The following is a 17951-nucleotide window of genomic DNA, read 5'->3' as shown; positions in this document are numbered from 1 at the left end:
CCAAAAATACGAAAAGTTATCGGCAACTTTGCCGGTAGCTTTTTCTCTAGAAAGGCGAGGATTTTTATGATACAACTCCAAAACATCGTGAAGCAGTACCCATCTAAGCAAGGTGTATTCAATGCCGTTGATGATGTAGATTTACATGTCAAAAAAGGCGAAATTCACGGCGTCATCGGCTATAGTGGTGCCGGAAAAAGTACACTGATTCGTTGTGTCAACTTACTTGAGCGCCCAACTAGTGGCAATGTTCGAATTAACGGTGTGGATTTAATGTCTGCATCAACAGAGGACCTTCGGAAAACACGTCAAAAAATCGGGATGATCTTCCAAGGTTTTAACCTACTTAAAACAGCAACAGTTTATGACAATATTGCAATTCCTCTAAACTTACTCGGCTATAGTAAAAAAGAGGTAGCAGCTAAAGTCGCAAAGTATGCTGAGATTGTTGGGTTAACGGATAAATTAACGAACTTCCCTAACCAATTATCTGGTGGACAAAAACAACGTGTCGCTATCGCCCGCGCCCTTGCACAGGAACCCGAAGTTTTACTAAGCGATGAAGCAACGAGCGCACTTGATCCAGAAACGACAGACTCCATTTTAGAGCTTCTGTTAAAAATCAATCGTGAACTTGGGATTACTATTTTACTGATTACCCATGAAATGAACGTAATCCAAAAAATTTGCGATTACGTGTATGTACTCGAAAAAGGGAAGCTTGTGGAGCATAACTCAGCAATCGAGCTATTTAAAAAGCCCACGCATCCAACAACGCGCAAATTCTTGAACACTATTTCACAACGTTCATTATCTAAATCATTAATCAACCAGCTGAACTTAACAGGTGCGGTAGTACGTTTAACATTTGTTGGTGAAAGCACAGGAAAACCACTGATTGCCGATATTAGTAACCGCTTTAATGTAGCGCCGAATATTTTAGCTGCAAACATTATTGAATTGAAAAACGGCATTGTCGGCAATATCGTTGTTCATGTAGGGGGAAAGCCGCAAGAAATCCAACAAATCACATCCTATCTTGAACAAAATGGCGTCCAAATTGAACGATTAGGAGGCGACGACAATGAGTAGTTTACAAGCATTTTTTGATCAATGGGGACATGTTATTTTGAAATCACTTGGCGAAACGCTTCAAATGGCGTCTATTTCCCTTGTGCTAGCTGTATTAATTGGAATTCCACTCGGGATTTTAATCGTTCTAACACGACCTGGGCAATTATTCGAAAATAAATGGCTCTACCAAATTTTAAACTTAGTTATTAATATTATCCGTTCGATTCCGTTCATTATTCTACTATTCTTTATCCTTCCATTTACAAAGTTCATTGTTGGGACGACGATTGGGGTTAAAGGGGTAATCGTTCCACTTGTTGTATACACAGCGCCGTATATCGCACGATTATTGGAATCGGCACTGCTTGAGGTGTCACCTGGTGTCGTTGAAGCATATACAGCAATGGGCATTAAACGCCGTCATATCGTGATGAATGTTCTACTTCGCGAAGCACGTTCATCCATCGTTCTAGGCTTAACGATCGCAACAGTTGGCTTAGTCGGTGCAACAGCGATGGCTGGGCTTGTGGGTGCAGGTGGCCTTGGTGACTTGGCCTACCGCTTCGGTCATATTCGTTATCAAGTCGACGTGATGTATGCCGCCGTATTTATTTTAATTATTTTAGTACAAATCATTCAGTCTGTTGGGAACCGCGTGGCAAGCAACCTAAAACGTGATTAATGGAGATGAGTTCATGAGTAAAGGTGATTTATTATTAAAAAATATCGGAACGGCACAAGCTTTTCCGATTGGTTTTGAAGAATTAGAGCAAGCGGTTAAAGACAAAATTGATATTGGCCCTTATAGCTATGTACGTTCAGGTGCGGGCGGCGAGCAGTCACTACGTAATAATCGTGATGCTTTTCACAAATATTCCATTGTACCGCGTTTTTTAAATGATGTATCAATACTGGATACATCCATTGAATTATTCGGAAAAACACATCCAACTCCCCTACTATTTGCTCCCGTCGGCATGAATAAAATTGCGCACGAAGACGGTGAGCTAGCGGTTGTGCGTGCAGCAATGGATTTACAAATTCCGTATGTACAAAGCACCGTTTCAAGTTATTCGATGGAACAAATTGCAGAAACTGCACCACATCATACGAAATGGTTCCAATTATACTGGTCAACAAATGAAGATATTTCATTTAGTATGGTAGAGCGCGCAGAACAAGCTGGTTTTGAAGCCATTGTATTAACAATTGATACCGTAATGCTTGGCTGGAGAGAGCACGATGTTCGCAACCAATTTTCACCCTTGAAAAAAGGCTTCTCGCGTGGTAACTATGAAACCGATCCTGTGTTCATGTCAACGCTACGTGATGATTCATCCGAGGCATTTATTGAAGGTTTGCTGGCAAATATTTATCATCCCACTTTAAGCTGGGACAATGTGCGTGAATTGAAGGAACGTACGAAATTACCTGTATTATTAAAAGGAATTTTACATCCTGAAGATGCAAAGTTAGCAATTGAAGCAGGCGTAGATGGAATTTTTGTTTCCAATCATGGGGGGCGCCAATTAGACGGCGTGGTTGGTAGCTTGGATGCGCTTCCTGCAGTTGTGAAAGCTGTTGACCGACGCATTCCGGTTATTTTGGACGGCGGCGTGTACCGCGGTATCGATGTACTAAAAGCATTAGCTTTAGGCGCAACAGCTGTCGCAATTGGTCGGCCATTCGTGTATGGACTAGCCTACGCAGGTGAAGCAGGCGTACGCCAAGTCATGCAAAATCTATACGATGAATTTAAAGTATCCATGGGGCTTGCAGGTGTAAGCCGTGTAGCGAATGTGTGCAACTTAACGATTGTGAAAAACTAAATGCCTATTAATTAGACTGTGTAAAAAGTGTATTTTTTCCTTTTCACTATCTCTTGATTGTAAGAAAGGAAACGATTTAGGGAGTATGCATCACGTTCATTAGAGGCAATTTGGGCTGACGAACAAGTGGACGCCGTCATTATTTACACACCTCCCGATTTACACTGTGACATAGCCATTACTGCCAAGCAAAACGGCAGGCATGTATTAGTAGAAAAACCCATGGCTGAGACGGCTGCGGAGGCGGATTCTATTTAAAGATTCTGTAGTTCTATTTAGAGTCCAAATCCCTTAGAAAGACACAACTCACCCAAAATAGAGCGAGTTGATGTCTTTTCTTATCCATAAAAAAAGGTGATGAAAACTCTACGTTTTCATCACCTTCATTTTATTGAATAACGCCTAATTCGCGGCCTACTTTTGCATAGATTACGAGTGCGTCGTCTAGCATTCCTTTTGTGTGCGCTGCTGTTGGCATGTTGCGGACACGACCTGTGCCTTTAGGAACTGTTGGGAAGACGATTGATTTTGCGTAAACGCCTTCTTCAAATAAACGTTTTGAAAATTCCTGTGTCAATTTTTCGTCCCCAATAATACATGGTGTGATCGGTGTTTCCGATTCACCAATGTTAAACCCTAGCTCAGCTAAACCTTTTTTCAGGTAGTCGCCGTTTTCCCAAAGCTTGTCATGCAACTCTGTTGATTCCATAATCATTTCAACTGCACGTGTAATTGCTGCTACATCACCCGGTGGCAATGCTGTTGAGAATAGGAACGGACGAGAGCGGACTTTTAACCAATTAATCAAGTTTTTCTTGCCAGCCACATAACCGCCGACAACGCCGATTGCTTTCGATAAAGTACCGATTTGGAAGTCAATTTCACGCTCTAACCCGAAATGCTTCACTGTACCCTTCCCTTTACCTGTAACGCCTGAACCATGCGCATCATCCACATACGTAATTAAATCAAATTCCTTTGCGATTTCTACGATTTCTGGTAGCTTGGCGATATCGCCGTCCATTGAGAATACGCCGTCCGTAATAACCATTACTTTATTGTAAAGGCCAGATTCTGTTGCTTCCTTTGCTTTCGCGCGTAGGTCGTCCATATCTGAGTGATGAAACGGAATGATTTTCGCTTTCGATAAGCGACAGCCATCGATAATTGATGCATGGTTTAGTGCATCAGACAGAATTGCATCGTTTTTATCCATAACAGCAGAAATAGCGGCCATATTACAGTTGAAGCCTGATTGATAAGAAATTGCCGCTTCTGTTCCTTTGAATTCTGCTAGCTTTTCTTCCAGTTTTACGTGAAGGTCAAGTGTGCCGTTAATTGTACGTACAGCCCCTGCCCCAACGCCATATTTATCAATCGCATTCTTAGCAATTGTTTTTAATTCCTCGTTTGTTGCTAAACCAAGATAGTTATTTGAAGATAAGTTAATTAAACTTTTACCGCGCACTTGAATTACTGGTCCGTTTGCGCTTTCAACTGGATCAATTTCATTGTATAAACCTTGATCATGCAGCGCTTGAAGGTTGTCGTCTATAAATGCATTTAATGTTTTTGACATGTTGCCTCTTCCTTTCATATGCAAGTTGCTCTCATTTTAGCATGAAACGGGAGTTGGAGGAACTTCTCTTTTCGATTGTTTTCTTATGTTGAACTACACAAGTAACAAAAACTGCTTAGCCCCGACAAGCGCTGGAAAATGCGAAGTGAAGGCGCTCTTTGCCTTAGCCCGAGGGCAGACTGTGACTTCGAGGGGCTGGCACTTTCGCCTAGATGGTGCATTTACTTATTTAACTGTTATCTACACGGAGAAATTTTAAAATTTCCTTAACAGTAAAAACACGCAATGGACATTATGCCTGTTGCGTGCTTTCGTTTGACTCTATCATTCTTTTTTGTAATGCTTCCTGGAATTTCGGGAGCGCCCACTGAATGACATATCCCGTACCAAGCGCTAAAATGACTGTACCAACACCAACTGGACCGCCGAGTAGCCAGCCGGACAATGCCGCAAACACTTCCATAACTGTACGCCCCAACCTAACGGAACCCCCGAATTTTTCAGCAATTATCATCATAACCGTATCACGTGGCCCCGCTCCTAAGTTCGCGGAAATATAAAGCGCACAGCCCATACTCATGACAAAAAATCCTGCGATAAAATACGCCAGCTCAAATGCAATAACAGTCGTATTCGGTAATAGCCAGTTAAAGAAATCAATGAACGACCCAATTAATAACATATTTAACCACGTAGCAAGGCGCGGCCACTGTTTTAAAAATATAGAGGTTGTAACGATGATAAATAAACCGGTTAAAATAGACCACGAGCCAATTGTTAAGCCTACCTGTTTATATAAACCAATATGTAAAACATCCCATGGGCTTGTGCCGATTGCTTTTCCTTTAATCGTTAACGTAATCCCCAGTGCCATTACCATTAATCCAACGAGGAAAAATGCCCATTGCCATAAAAATGATTTTCTCATACCTAAACCCACTTTCATTAACTACGAAATATACAAAGTTATGTAAATTTATTTCCTAGTCTAACTAAATCATATAAAAGGATGCTACGCAATAAAATGGGCATTAAAAAGCTCCCCATTTTGGAGAGCTTACACTATTTCTCCTGCGATTTGATCAAGGAGATGTTTAAAATAATATAGCCAGCGCCTCATGCGAGTACGACGGTTGTAACACCAATTGGACCGTGGAGTAGCCAGCCTGCTGTAACTGCGAATATTTCCATTGTCATCCGCGCCATGCGAACGCTATTTTCATGATGGAGACCTGCTTTCAAGTATGTGTTTCTAAAGTGTATTGTTTAAGATAGGCTGCTTGGTCGGTTTACGTGCAAACATTCCCAAGATTACTTGCACAATTAGCAAATTTACTTGCACCACAAAATTGTAAACAGCCTTTTGAATTATACCGTAATTTCAGCAAATGCCGCTTGGGAGATATGTGCAATATCTGTTGGTTTAAGCTTCATTTGCATGCCGATTTTCCCAGCGCTTACGATGATAAAGTCTAATGCTTCTGCGGAGGCATCAATGAATGTTGGGAATAGCTTCTTCATCCCTACAGGTGAACAGCCGCCACGCACATAGCCTGTTAAGCCGAGTAGTTCCTTCACAGCAATGAGCTCAACTTTTTTCTCACCCACTGCTTTCGCTGCTGCCTTTAAATTAAGCTCAGCTGCAACTGGAATAACGAATACATAATAATGGCCCTTACCTGCTGTTGCGATCAATGTTTTATAAACATGCTCCACCGGCTGACCGATTTTCGTTGCGACAGTAATGCCATCCACTGCCTCCCCATTATCCGTTTCATATTCAAATAATTGATGTGCAATTTTCTGTTGCTCAATTAGACGAACGGCATTTGTTTTTGCTACTTTTTTTGCCATAACCTACACCTCTTTTTATCTAAAATTCTTGTATCAGTATATCAAAAAAGGAGGCGACTCATAAGTACATAGAAACGTGAACAAAAATCTACGAAAAAAAACTGTGCCTACAAGACACAGTTTTCCATGTAAATTACGCTGTTTGTGAAAACTTAGGCTCGTCGAACATGCGGTAGCCATTTTTCACCATCTCAATATGCGTTGCGTACTTTGCTATCGCTTTATTGAACGTACGCTTGAATAATAAGCTTTCTAAGTCCTTGCCAAATATCGTTTCCTCCTGAGCGTTGCGCTGGAATTCATTTTGGAAGCGCTCCGGAATGCTGACCTGTAAGCTTTCGTCCACAAACGGCTCCACCTCTTCAAGTTGTTCCACTAATTCACCAGACAACTCGGATTTGGTTTGCAGGATTTGCGCTGCTGCACTCGCGGCTACGCGTAAATCCTGTGGGGATGGTTGTGCTGGTGCAAGTGCGGCCTGCTTGACCTTTTCCAAAATTGCGATTGTTTCATCCGTTGTAGACCTAGACGGTACATCAATAGAAACCTCACCAGCCACAATGTAACGCTGTTCGTCAGGACCCGTTGTATGGGAATAAGAAATCGCCCCTGTTACGCCTCCACCTGCTGCCTTATGTGCCTGCTCATGTGCGATAACATTTTGCTCGGTCTGCTTGAGCAGCTGAATTTCCTTCTTCACCTCGAGCAATTCAAGCTGTTGCTGTTTGTCATTGCCAGCTAACTCCTGTGCTGATTGCTCCTTTGCTTCAATGTCAGCCGCATGTAAATCCTTTTCCGTCTTTCCTGAAAGTAAATTTTCCAGCGCCTTTAGCATCGGATTTTTATTAGCATCTACGTATTTAGCATTCTTTTTATAAGCCTCGCCCATTTCTTTTCGCTGCAACGCTCGCTTTCGATCTTCAAAATCTGCTCCTACATGATGTATTAAACTAGCAATTTTCATTACAAATCACCCCTCTCCGTATTCCGATTGAAATATTCTTTACATACTTATATACCATTATTATCGGAAAAATCCCTCTTTACTTTCATCTTTTGTTCACATTTAAGCCATTTCTACTAGTAATAATTTAAATTTAATATTGTTATATTCCCCTATGTAATGGTTTATGAATTAACATAAATTTACAATACTTTTATATTGCTCTAACAATGTTCTGATAAAATTTAAGCATTATTAACCGAAGAAGGTGCAAGTGTGAAGCCCATATCCGTAACAACGCCAAAAACTGTTCGTATTTTTGAGAATTCCAAGCTTTTCAATCCTTACAAAAGCCGTCTCTTCCTTTATATGAAAAGGCTTTTCGCATTAAAAAAAATCATGCGCAAAGAACAGATGAATACATTTTTCCAACCAATTTTAGATATAGAAAAAAATGAAACATTTGGCTTTGAGGCATTAAATCGCCCCACTCCCTCTCCATTGTTTAGCAATGCCGACGTGTTTTATGAGTTTGTCGGGCAGACGAAAAAGGTTTTCTCTTTTGAGTGCTTTTGCCGTAATTTATCGCTACATCGTTTTAGGGAGCGACTTGACGATCATTTAAGAAATCAAAATTTTATCCTTTTCGTAAATATTCATCCGAATGTGTTACTCGATAAAAATTATCATAGTGGAGAAACGCTTAGCTTATTGAGATCATTAGGCATCCAGCCGCAGCAAGTTGTATTTGAGTTAACGGAGCGCAGTGCGGTGACGGATTTCGATGAGTTTTCGCGCGTGCTGTCACATTACCGCTCGCAAGGCTACCGCATCGCCATTGATGATGTTGGTTCTGGCTATAATAGTTTGAAAACGTTGATTTATTTAAAGCCTGAATTCATTAAAATTGATCGCTCACTCATTCAAAACATTGATATGGAGATTGCCCAGCAGCAGTTATTATCAGTCATTTTACATTACGCCCAGCAGTCCGGCACAAAAGTCATCGCAGAAGGAATTGAGCGCATCGAGGAATTTCATTTTATTAAACAAGCGGGTGTTCACTATGCGCAAGGCTATGCGCTCGGTCGCCCAAACGAACAACTACTCCTTGCCCATAGTCCTATGATATCTTGATTTTGACTAATTGAAGGTGGCGATAACATGACAAATATTGGTGAAATTATCGAACTGGCCGATTGGATCGACGAGGAAGTAAAAAATAAGGAAATAAATGAAACGTTCGTGAACAATCCTACACTACGCGGGATTGTTGTACTGCAGGATCATAAACCGGTTGGCCATATTCCCCGCGCACATTTTTATCAAAAAATCGGTACATTATACGGCTATAACTTGTATATGGGCCGTACCAATAAGCTGATTGCAAAACCGAACCCACTTATTGTGGATTTCTATCAGCCAATCACGGAGGTTAGCACGCTTGCAATGGCACGTATTGAAGAAGATTTGTACGATGATATTATCGTGACGAAAGAGGAGCAATTCGTTGGCATCGTTAGTGTCCGGTCTCTGTTATTAAAGCTTGCAGAAACACAAGTCGAGTTTGCTAGCTTCCTTAATCCGCTTAGTTCATTGCCAGGTAATCACTTAATTGATAAAAAAATTGAGGACATTCTACAGCAGCCCGCGTACAGCTTTATTTATTTCGATTTAGACCGCTTTAAAGTATTTAATGATCTGTACGGCTTTAACCGCGGAGATAAGGTCCTCCTTTATTTAACCCAAATACTAAAGCAGCATATCGCCCAGCCCGACTATTTTTTAGGCCATATTGGCGGTGATGATTTCGTTGCGATTGTGCCGCACTACAATGCAGGTCCGTTGTGTGAAGGGATCATCGAGCATTTTGATGCAGGCATAGCGCAATTTTATGATGAAACACATTTAGTGAATCCGATTATGGTGAAAAACCGCGATGGTAATGAGGTGGTCTTCTCTGAGATGACGCTTTCAATTGCCGTTGTTACGAACGAGCATTATACGTTTAAAAATGAAGCAGAACTTTCTGATGCTGTCGCGAATGTGAAACGGAACTGTAAGAAGATTGAGGCGAGTTGTTATAAAATAAATGAAGGGTGTTTGGCTTATGTTTGAGTGATTAACGTTTTGAAGAGCAACGTAGGCCGCTTTTCTCCACATTTGAATAACTGTAACGACCACCCTGATGTGCTATATTTATAATATGGCTAACGAAAGGGTGTTTTATTTATGGCAAAAAGTATAGTAATTGCTGAGAAACCATCAGTAGCAAGAGATATTGCAAATGTATTGAAATGTACAAAAAAAGGAAACGGCTTCCTTGAGGGAGATAAATATATTGTCACTTGGGCGCTAGGTCACCTCGTTACATTAGCGGACCCTGAAAGTTATGACGTAAAATATAAAACGTGGAATTTAGAAGATTTGCCGATGTTACCAGAGCGCATGAATTTAACAGTGATTAAACAAACAGGCAAGCAATATAATGCCGTGAAATCCGTATTAACGCGTGGTGATGTGAATGAAATTATTATCGCAACGGATGCGGGTCGTGAGGGTGAACTTGTTGCCCGCTGGATTATTGAAAAGGCAAAAGTAAATAAACCGATTAAACGCCTATGGATTTCATCTGTAACAGACAAAGCGATTAAAGATGGCTTCGCGAACTTAAAACCCGGTAAAGCATATGAAAACCTTTACCATGCAGCCGTCGCTCGTTCGGAGGCGGACTGGTATATCGGGCTGAACGCAACTCGTGCACTAACTACACGTTATAATGCACAGCTGAACTGCGGCCGTGTTCAAACGCCAACAGTTGCCATAATTGCCGCACGCGAAGACGAAATTAAAACCTTCAAAGCGCAAACATATTACGGCATTGAAGCACAAACAGCCGACAAACTGAAATTAACGTGGCAAGATGCAAAAGGCAATGGCCGCAGCTTCGAAAAAGAAAAAATTGATGCCATCGTGAAGAAATTAGGTAATGGCAATGCGACTGTTACAGAAATCGAAAAGAAACCGAAGAAAACGTTCTCCCCTGGTCTTTATGATTTAACGGAGCTTCAACGTGATGCCAATAAAATCTTTGGCTACTCGGCAAAAGAAACATTAAACATTATGCAAAAATTATATGAGCAGCACAAAGTTTTAACATATCCGCGTACTGATTCTCGTTTCATTTCGCAGGATATTGTCCCAACACTACCAGAACGCCTGAAAGCTTGTGCAGTTGGTGAATACCGCACACTGGCAAATAAGGTGTTAGCAAAACCGATTAAAACGTCGAAATCATTTGTGGACGATAGCAAAGTAAGTGATCACCATGCCATCATTCCAACAGAAGGCTACGTGAACTTCTCAGCGATGACCGATAAAGAGCGTAAAATTTATGACCTTGTTGTAAAACGCTTCTTAGCTGTGCTATTCCCTGCTTTCGAGTACGAGCAATTGACGCTTCGTGCAAAAATTGGCGATGAAAACTTTGTTGCACGCGGCAAAACGATTTTAGCTTCGGGCTGGAAAGAAGTTTACGAAAACCGCTTTGAAGATGATGATGCGGCGGATGATTTAAAAGAGCAAATTTTACCACGCATTGATAAGGGCGATGTACTGGACGTGAAACTAATCGCGCAAACATCCGGCCAAACAAAGCCACCTGCACGCTTTACAGAAGCAACGTTACTTTCTGCGATGGAAAACCCGACGAAGTATATGGGTACGGGCGATAAAAAACTAGCGGAAACTTTAAAATCAACAGGCGGACTTGGAACCGTTGCAACACGTGCTGATATTATCGACAAGCTGTTTAACTCATTCCTCATCGAAAAGCGTGGCAAAGACATTCACATTACGTCAAAAGGTCGCCAGCTGCTTGATTTAGTACCGGATGAATTGAAATCCCCTGCGACAACAGCGGAGTGGGAAATGAAGCTCGAGCAAATCGCGAATGGCAAGCTGAAAAAAGAAGCATTCATTAATGAAATGAAACGTCATACAAAAGAAATCGTTGCTGAAATAAAAGGTAGCGATAAAAAATACAAACATGACAACATTTCCACAAAGTCTTGTCCCGACTGTGGTAAACCAATGCTTGAAGTGAACGGCAAAAAAGGCAAAATGCTTGTGTGCCAAGACCGCGAATGTGGACACCGTAAAAACGTAGCCCGCGTCACAAACGCCCGCTGCCCACAATGTAAGAAAAAACTAGAACTTCGCGGTGAAGGCGATGGTCAAATCTTTGTATGTAAATGTGGCTATCGTGAGAAATTATCTGCTTTTGAAGCTCGCCGTAAAAAAGAAGGCGGCGGCAAAGTGGATAAAAAATCTGTGCAGAAGTATTTGAAGCAGCAAGAGAAAGAAGAAGAACCGATTAATAATGCCTTTGCGGATTTATTAAAAGGGATGAAGTTTGATTAACTATTATAGAACCAATCTGCCTCAAATCGTGTGATAGATACATTTGAAGAACAAATGCGCTAAAGCGCCTGTTTAGCCCCGACAGCTGCTTGCGAGCCCGAAGCGAAAGTAAACGCTCCACCACTTTCGCCCGAGGGCAGACCGCGACCTCGAGGGGCTGGCGCTTTAGCCTAGACGTAGCATTTACTTATTTGAATGTTATCCACATGGCGAAGTTTTATAATCTCCTTAACAATTAGAAAGACACATCTCGCCCAAAATAGGGCGAGATGCTGTCCTTACTTATCTACCAAGCAAGAAGCCAATCCCAAAACGTAGAGGATTGGCTTTTTAGCTATTGTGCTTTCAAATAAAGAAAGCCCTGATTCTCCATCCATAATCCCTCTCCTACATTGACAGCAATTGAACTTTAAAAAGTAAACACCTTATTTCAGTAAAAAAAGATTCGCTATTTAGCGCAGCCAACCTTAGTACAGGTAGAAATATTTATTTCAAGATACTACCCAATTAACGCAGTAGAATTACTCACTTAAACGTGCGTATTCACATAACATTCACAAACATCCGTCAATTATTGAACGATTTGTGAATGTGTGCACAAACCCCTTTTCTTTTAAAAAAATCGGAGTAGAATAAGACTCATAACTGATATACAACAAATAATACATAACAACAAAATAACTTCGGTTGTTATATAACAAATATGGATACAAAAAGGGGACTTTTACAATGTGGGTAATTACAATTTTTGAGCAAGATTCAGTTCGTATGTTTGAATATAGCAACAAAGCTGAAGCTACTGCAGCTTTAGCAAAAACTACACAAACAGCGGTTCTTTCTTATACAAAATAATTTACAGATGGCCCGTAATTGCGGGTCGTTTTTTTATGGGAATTTCTTGACCACATCATCAACTAGTCCAATAAAAAGCGTGTTTTCACTCCTTCTGTCACAACATCATTCTAGCAATTAAAAATCCTGCACATGAACCTTTCTGTGCAGGATTTTCTATTACTCTTTTTCATTCTAGTGAATGCTTTAATCCGCCTTCTTAAGCAAATAAATAAAATACGGTGCGCCAATCACTGCCACTACAATTCCTGTTGGGATCGTTGCCTCACTGTAAACAACACGACCGATTGTATCTGCTAAAACAAGGAATGTTGCCCCAATCAGCATGGACAGCCAGATAAAGCGTTGATGGCTCGCACCCACTAATTTTTTGGCAATATGCGGTGCAATTAATCCAATAAAGCTTAGGCTACCCGTAACAGACACAGCCGCTGCCGCTAATGCAACCGCGATTGTCAGTAAAATTGCCCGTTCTTTTTTGAGGTATACCCCTAATCCTTTAGCAGTTGCTTCATTTAAAGCGAGAATATTTAGCGTTTTTGTCTTACGGCCTATAATCGGCAACGCAATGACGAGCCACGGGAGTAATGCCCAAATAAACGGCCAATCTGCACCCCAAATAGAACCTGCTAACCATTGGGCGACGAATTGGACATCCGCGCGATCTGCGGATGAAATTAATAACATCATGAGGCCAGATAATGCTGACGCAAACCCTACCCCGATCAAGACTAAATTGACTGGTTGAATGCCATGCTCCTTGTCGTAAGCAAAGAAGTAAATGACAGCAGCCGTTACAATCGCACTCAAAAATCCGACAGCAGGAAGAATATAAGCAAAGTGCGTCAATCCTCCATCCATCAGTAAATAAAAGATGGTGATTCCTACCCCTGCTCCTGCATTTATGCCAATAATTCCAGGGTCCGCTAAATCATTTTTTGTTAACGTTTGAAGAATCGATCCTGCCAAAGCAAGACACATCCCTGCCAAACTTAATAGAAGGACTCTAGGTAAGCGTACAGTAAATAAAATAAATTCCTCTTTGAACGTACCATTCCCGAATAAAGTTGGAAGGATTCGATCAATTGATACGGATGACGCGCCGATAGAAATCCCGCAAATGAAAACGAGAAATGCGATCAATCCCATCATTGAGTAGGCGATACGTAGTTGTTTTTTTCGCTTATTAGACAAAACGGCGTCCCCCTTTTTTCACTAAGAATAGGAAAAATGGTAAGCCGATTAAGGATACTAATGCTACAACGGGTGTCTCAAAGGGAGAGTTAATCATTCGACTCAAAAAATCTGCAAAAATCATAAAGATGCCGCCCGCTAATATACTCATTGGTAAAATGAAGCGGTAATCACTGCCAACTAATCTACGCACAATATGTGGAATGATTAAGCCCACAAATGATAAATTTCCGACAAGTGCAACAGCAGAACCTGCTAAAACAACAATAAGTACCATCAATAATAGTCGAGTCCTTTTCACATTTTGCCCAAGTCCAACTGCTAATTCTTCATTTAAACTTAAAATCGTAAGCTGACGACCAAAAAACAAGGCTAGGAAAAGCGCAACGCCAATTACCGGAACCACAATAAGCGCATCCCATGTTGTACCAATTAGCCCACCTGCAGTCCACATTGAAATATTTTTCGAAAGTTTAAAGACTATGCCTATACCGTCTGCAATTGCTTGTAAAAACAACGAAACGGCTGCTCCAGCTAAAACAAGTTTTAGCGGAGATAAGCCGTTTTTAGATGAGGTACCGATTCCAAATACAATGATCATCCCAATTGCCGCCCCTACAAAACAAGCGGCAATCATGAAAATATAAGGCGTAGTTGGAACAAAAGCTAACGTAATGGCCAATGCTAAGTTTGCACCAGACGTTAAGCCCAGTAATCCTGGATCTGCTAAAGGATTTCTTGTCATTCCTTGCATGATAGTACCCGCAACCGCTAGTGCACTTCCCACAAAGAAGGCAGCGAGCACACGTGGAAAACGAATCTCTCTTAACACATCATAATATTCCCCACCTGATTGGCCAATAATTGCCTCACACACATCTTTTATTGTTGTATTAGCGGCTCCAAAGCCTACCGCTATTAAAATTATTAGCAAGAGCACACTAAACGCTATGAGCATTTTAATGAAAAATGAACTTTTTAGTGTGTACATCATCACCATTCTACTCTCCTTAATTAGTGCCTAAAAATGCGTTTTCAAAGAAATCTAATTGATAATCTAGTGAAAAAGCATCATTAAAGTAGAATGTGGCACCGTTCGCTTCAAATACTTGACCATTTTTTACCGCATCAATTTCGTTATACCAAGTAGAATCTGTAAATGTTGTATCTTGCCCTTCAGTAATTAAGTTAAGTAATAAATAATCACCCACATAGTCTCCTAACACTTCTTGAGAAATGGCAAAGTAACCCGGCTCCAATGCGACATCAATTACTTGTTGTGGCATTTTCAAGCCCATTTCTTGATATAAAATCTCTGTTCCACGACCCCAGTTATCTCCGAAAAGATATATTTGTTTATCATAGTTTTCAGCTACAGTAATCGTTGCTTCTTCACCAATTTCAGCCTTAATTTTTTCACCTATTCCTTGCGCACGTGCTTTAAAATCTTCTACCCAGGCAGTTGCTTCTTTTTCTTTATTTACTGCTTTACCTACCTCAATATGTTGCTGTAGATAATCTACGCCACCATAAGTGAAAAGAACAGTCGGTGCGATTTCCTTTAGTTTATCTGCATTTTCAATATTGTTTAACCCAATAATTAAGTCTGGCTCAAGTTCAATAATTTTTTCTAAATCTTCATTAGTTACAACTTCTGCATCTTTTAGTTCTTCAGTAAAGTTTGGGTTTCCTGCTGACCAAGCGTCAACGCCTACAATATTCACGCCTAATTTAATTAAATCTCCTGCATATGAGGATAATACTACTACACGTTGTGGATTTGCTGGAACCTCGACAGGACCCGTTTCAGATTCATATGTAACCGTTTGTGCCTCTTTGTTTTCTGTAGATTCTTCTTTCTCACTGCATGCAGCTAAAACGAGCATCAGTGCTGCTACCATCAATAACATCCATTTTTTCATTATTCATTCTCTCCCTTAATTATATTGGCTCTGTTTTATTTCATTGTTGATATTTAGATGTGATAAATAAAAATGCAAAACTTCTTGCAATCGCGCCTTGCCTAAAGCGCGAGAACGAACCATGTAGAACGCCATACAGTTCGCTTAGCGTGATTGCTGTCTTGCTTAAAAAACTAACAGTAGCCTTTAATAACGCCATTAAATCAAATCGTACGTTAGACAAATTGGTTTACTTGTTCTTGGATCTACACCAATATAAGCATCGATGTTAAAAACTTCTTTTAATACATTTTCGGTCATGACCTCTTCTGGCGTGCCACTACAGATTAAATTCCCTTTCGACAAAGCTACCATAAAATCTGAAAAACGTGCAGCATGGTTCAAATCATGTAAGACCATTACAATTGTGCGTTTTTCTGTTTCATTCAGCTTTTGTAATAGCGTCAATATTTCTAGCTGATGTGCTAAATCTAAATATGTGGTTGGCTCATCTAGGAAAATAATTTCCGTGTCCTGTACGAGTGCCATGGCAATCCAAACACGTTGTCGTTGGCCACCAGACAATTCATCTACCGCTTTTTCACGAAACGCTGCTGTATTTGTAACATCAAGTGCCCAGTTAATGATTTCTCTATCTTCTTTCGTTAGTTGACCAAAGCCTTTTTGATACGGAAAACGTCCATAAGAAACCAATTCTTCAACTAATAGCCCCGCGCCGCTATCTTGAGTTTGCGGTAAAATAGCCATTTTTTTAGCTAATTCCTTTGTATTGGTTAAATAAATTTCTTCACCATCAAGTAAAATACTCCCCTTTTTATAAGGGATAATCCGTGTCATCGCTTTTAGGAGTGTAGATTTGCCACATCCGTTCGCACCAATAATCGTTGTTATCTTTCCATTTGGAATTTGGATGGTTAAATTTTGAACGATTGTTTGTTGCTCATATCCGACTTGTACATTCTCAATGACCAAACGCCCCATACTGTCACTTCCTTCGAAAAACTTGATAATGATAATCGTTTTCAGTTATACTTAACAAACAATATTATTATCCTTTCTTTTTAAAAAGTCAATATAAATTATGGGGGTTATTGAAATGCAGAATATTTACGATATAACGATTGTTGGGGGCGGTCCAGCTGGTCTTTATAGTTCGTTCTATAGTGGCTTACGTGGCATGAAAACGAAAATTATCGAATTCCAACCGAAGTTAGGTGGTAAAGTGCAGATTTACCCCGAAAAAATGATTTGGGATGTCGGTGGCATGCGCCCTACATTAGGACAAGATTTTGTAAAAGAATTAGTTCAACAAGGTTTGACCTTTGATCCTACCGTTTGCCTAAATACAAAGGTAGAATACATTGAGAAGATTGACGGTCTTTTTGTTATTACGACCAACTCAGGTATGAAACATGTATCGAAGGCCGTTATTTTAGCTAACGGTGGCGGTATTATTTCGCCTATTAAACTAGATATTCAAGGGGCAGAAAAATTTGAAATGACGAATCTCCACTATACCGTTCAACACTTAGAACGATTTAGTGGTAAACATATACTGATCTCTGGTGGTGGAAATGCAGCAATTGATTGGGCTGTCGAACTATTAGAGGTAGCTGCCTCCGTAAAGGTCATTTACCGGAAAGAACAACTTTCAGCGCATGAAGCACAGGTCCAGGCGTTTATAAAAGGTGGCGGTCAAATTTTTTTAAATGCTTCAATTCAGTCACTCGTTGCAAATAACGAAAGAACATGTATTAAAGAAGTTGTTATAGAAACTGGTTATGAAAAAGTTACGATCGCTGTTGATGATGTGTTAATCAATCACGGCTACAATCGTGAAAGCTCATTTGAATTCGCGGCCGATTTGCAACCTAAACTAAAAGACGACTATTATTATGTCGGTACAGGAAGAGGAAAATTATCGGTAGATGGTCTGTTTGCTGCTGGAGACATTATTTCTTACGAGGGTAAAATCAACTTACTCGTTGGGGCATTTCAAGATGCGGTCAACGCAGTAAACAGTGTAAAAAAATACCTCGAACCCTCTGCTTATGAACATGCAATGGTTTCTTCACATAATGATGTATTTAAAGAAAGAAATAAAGAGCTCCTACAAGAAAAATTAGTTAAAATGCTCTAAAACCATCAAGAGGTAGTGAATTCATGTCACTACCTCTTGCTATTTATTAGTAAGTGGGCTTTCCTAATAAAACTACAATACGTGTTGATGTCCTTACTTATGTGGATGGGGAAATAATACTTTCTTATCCACTAAAAAAGTG

The 17951-nt window shown here is 40.4% G+C and carries 17 protein-coding genes and 1 pseudogene; 9 read left to right on the top strand and 9 right to left on the bottom strand.

What is annotated here, in order from left to right; translation table 11 throughout:
• Nucleotides 1-66: 66 nt before the first annotated feature.
• The 4 genes and pseudogenes from MHH87_RS02315 to MHH87_RS18855 all read left to right on the top strand — a co-directional run.
• Nucleotides 67-1092, top strand: coding sequence for a methionine ABC transporter ATP-binding protein (locus MHH87_RS02315; protein ID WP_340747719.1), 1026 nt, complete (start codon nucleotides 67-69; stop codon nucleotides 1090-1092).
• Entirely contained in the window at nucleotides 1085-1756 is a 672-nt protein-coding gene (locus tag MHH87_RS02310) for a methionine ABC transporter permease (protein ID WP_340747718.1), read from the top strand. The genes MHH87_RS02315 and MHH87_RS02310 overlap by 8 nt, the downstream gene beginning before the upstream one ends.
• A gap of 13 nt (nucleotides 1757-1769) precedes the next feature.
• A complete protein-coding gene (locus tag MHH87_RS02305; RefSeq protein WP_340747717.1) occupies nucleotides 1770-2903 on the top strand; it encodes an alpha-hydroxy acid oxidase in 1134 nt (377 codons plus the stop codon).
• A gap of 99 nt (nucleotides 2904-3002) precedes the next feature.
• Nucleotides 3003-3161, top strand: a pseudogene (locus MHH87_RS18855) (Gfo/Idh/MocA family oxidoreductase); the annotation flags it as partial.
• Nucleotides 3162-3291: 130 nt separating this feature from the next.
• Here MHH87_RS18855 and MHH87_RS02300 read toward each other — a convergent pair.
• From MHH87_RS02300 to MHH87_RS02280, 5 genes are all read right to left on the bottom strand, one after another.
• The gene (locus MHH87_RS02300) at nucleotides 3292-4482 is read right to left on the bottom strand and encodes a glycine C-acetyltransferase (RefSeq protein WP_340747716.1); all 1191 of its coding nucleotides are present in this window, start codon (nucleotides 4480-4482) and stop codon (nucleotides 3292-3294) included.
• Between the two features lie 292 nt (nucleotides 4483-4774).
• Nucleotides 4775-5410, bottom strand: a complete 636-nt coding sequence (locus MHH87_RS02295; RefSeq protein WP_340747715.1) for a YczE/YyaS/YitT family protein — start codon at nucleotides 5408-5410, stop codon at nucleotides 4775-4777.
• A gap of 188 nt (nucleotides 5411-5598) precedes the next feature.
• Complete coding sequence (locus tag MHH87_RS02290; protein WP_340747714.1) at nucleotides 5599-5724, bottom strand: hypothetical protein; 126 nt, start codon at nucleotides 5722-5724, stop codon at nucleotides 5599-5601.
• A gap of 126 nt (nucleotides 5725-5850) precedes the next feature.
• A complete protein-coding gene (gene ybaK, locus MHH87_RS02285) occupies nucleotides 5851-6336 on the bottom strand; it encodes a Cys-tRNA(Pro) deacylase (RefSeq protein ID WP_340747713.1) in 486 nt (161 codons plus the stop codon).
• A gap of 133 nt (nucleotides 6337-6469) precedes the next feature.
• Nucleotides 6470-7300: a putative metalloprotease CJM1_0395 family protein gene (locus MHH87_RS02280; protein ID WP_340747712.1), complete on the bottom strand. Its 831-nt coding sequence runs from the start codon at nucleotides 7298-7300 to the stop codon at nucleotides 6470-6472.
• Between the two features lie 255 nt (nucleotides 7301-7555).
• Between MHH87_RS02280 and MHH87_RS02275 the strand changes: the two genes are divergently transcribed.
• From MHH87_RS02275 to MHH87_RS02260, 4 genes are all read left to right on the top strand, one after another.
• Nucleotides 7556-8416: an EAL domain-containing protein gene (locus MHH87_RS02275; RefSeq protein WP_340747711.1), complete on the top strand. Its 861-nt coding sequence runs from the start codon at nucleotides 7556-7558 to the stop codon at nucleotides 8414-8416.
• A gap of 27 nt (nucleotides 8417-8443) precedes the next feature.
• Nucleotides 8444-9397, top strand: coding sequence for a GGDEF domain-containing protein (locus MHH87_RS02270; RefSeq protein WP_340747710.1), 954 nt, complete (start codon nucleotides 8444-8446; stop codon nucleotides 9395-9397).
• Between the two features lie 114 nt (nucleotides 9398-9511).
• The gene (locus MHH87_RS02265; RefSeq protein ID WP_340747709.1) at nucleotides 9512-11701 is read left to right on the top strand and encodes a DNA topoisomerase III; all 2190 of its coding nucleotides are present in this window, start codon (nucleotides 9512-9514) and stop codon (nucleotides 11699-11701) included.
• 729 nt (nucleotides 11702-12430) lie between these two features.
• Nucleotides 12431-12553, top strand: coding sequence for a hypothetical protein (locus MHH87_RS02260; RefSeq protein ID WP_340747708.1), 123 nt, complete (start codon nucleotides 12431-12433; stop codon nucleotides 12551-12553).
• A 186-nt stretch (nucleotides 12554-12739) separates the two neighbouring features.
• Here the strand turns inward: MHH87_RS02260 and MHH87_RS02255 are convergent, their stop codons facing one another.
• The 4 genes from MHH87_RS02255 to MHH87_RS02240 form a co-directional block, all read right to left on the bottom strand.
• Nucleotides 12740-13705 carry a FecCD family ABC transporter permease gene (locus MHH87_RS02255; protein ID WP_340750856.1) on the bottom strand — a complete coding sequence of 322 codons (966 nt, stop codon included), beginning with the start codon at nucleotides 13703-13705 and terminating at the stop codon, nucleotides 12740-12742.
• A gap of 34 nt (nucleotides 13706-13739) precedes the next feature.
• Nucleotides 13740-14741 (bottom strand): FecCD family ABC transporter permease, encoded by a 1002-nt coding sequence (locus MHH87_RS02250; RefSeq protein ID WP_445683113.1) that lies wholly within the window; start codon nucleotides 14739-14741, stop codon nucleotides 13740-13742.
• A 16-nt stretch (nucleotides 14742-14757) separates the two neighbouring features.
• Nucleotides 14758-15669, bottom strand: a complete 912-nt coding sequence (locus MHH87_RS02245) for an iron-hydroxamate ABC transporter substrate-binding protein (protein ID WP_340747707.1) — start codon at nucleotides 15667-15669, stop codon at nucleotides 14758-14760.
• A 198-nt stretch (nucleotides 15670-15867) separates the two neighbouring features.
• A complete protein-coding gene (locus MHH87_RS02240; protein WP_340747706.1) occupies nucleotides 15868-16650 on the bottom strand; it encodes an ABC transporter ATP-binding protein in 783 nt (260 codons plus the stop codon).
• Between the two features lie 115 nt (nucleotides 16651-16765).
• Here MHH87_RS02240 and MHH87_RS02235 point away from each other — a divergent pair, with 115 nt between their 5' ends.
• The gene (locus tag MHH87_RS02235) at nucleotides 16766-17809 is read left to right on the top strand and encodes an NAD(P)/FAD-dependent oxidoreductase (protein ID WP_340747705.1); all 1044 of its coding nucleotides are present in this window, start codon (nucleotides 16766-16768) and stop codon (nucleotides 17807-17809) included.
• Nucleotides 17810-17951: the final 142 nt, after the last annotated feature.

The sequence above is a fragment of the Solibacillus sp. FSL H8-0538 genome (assembly GCF_038003525.1).
GTDB lineage: Bacteria > Bacillota > Bacilli > Bacillales_A > Planococcaceae > JBBOPI01.
This window is presented reverse-complemented; position numbering and strand designations above follow the sequence as displayed.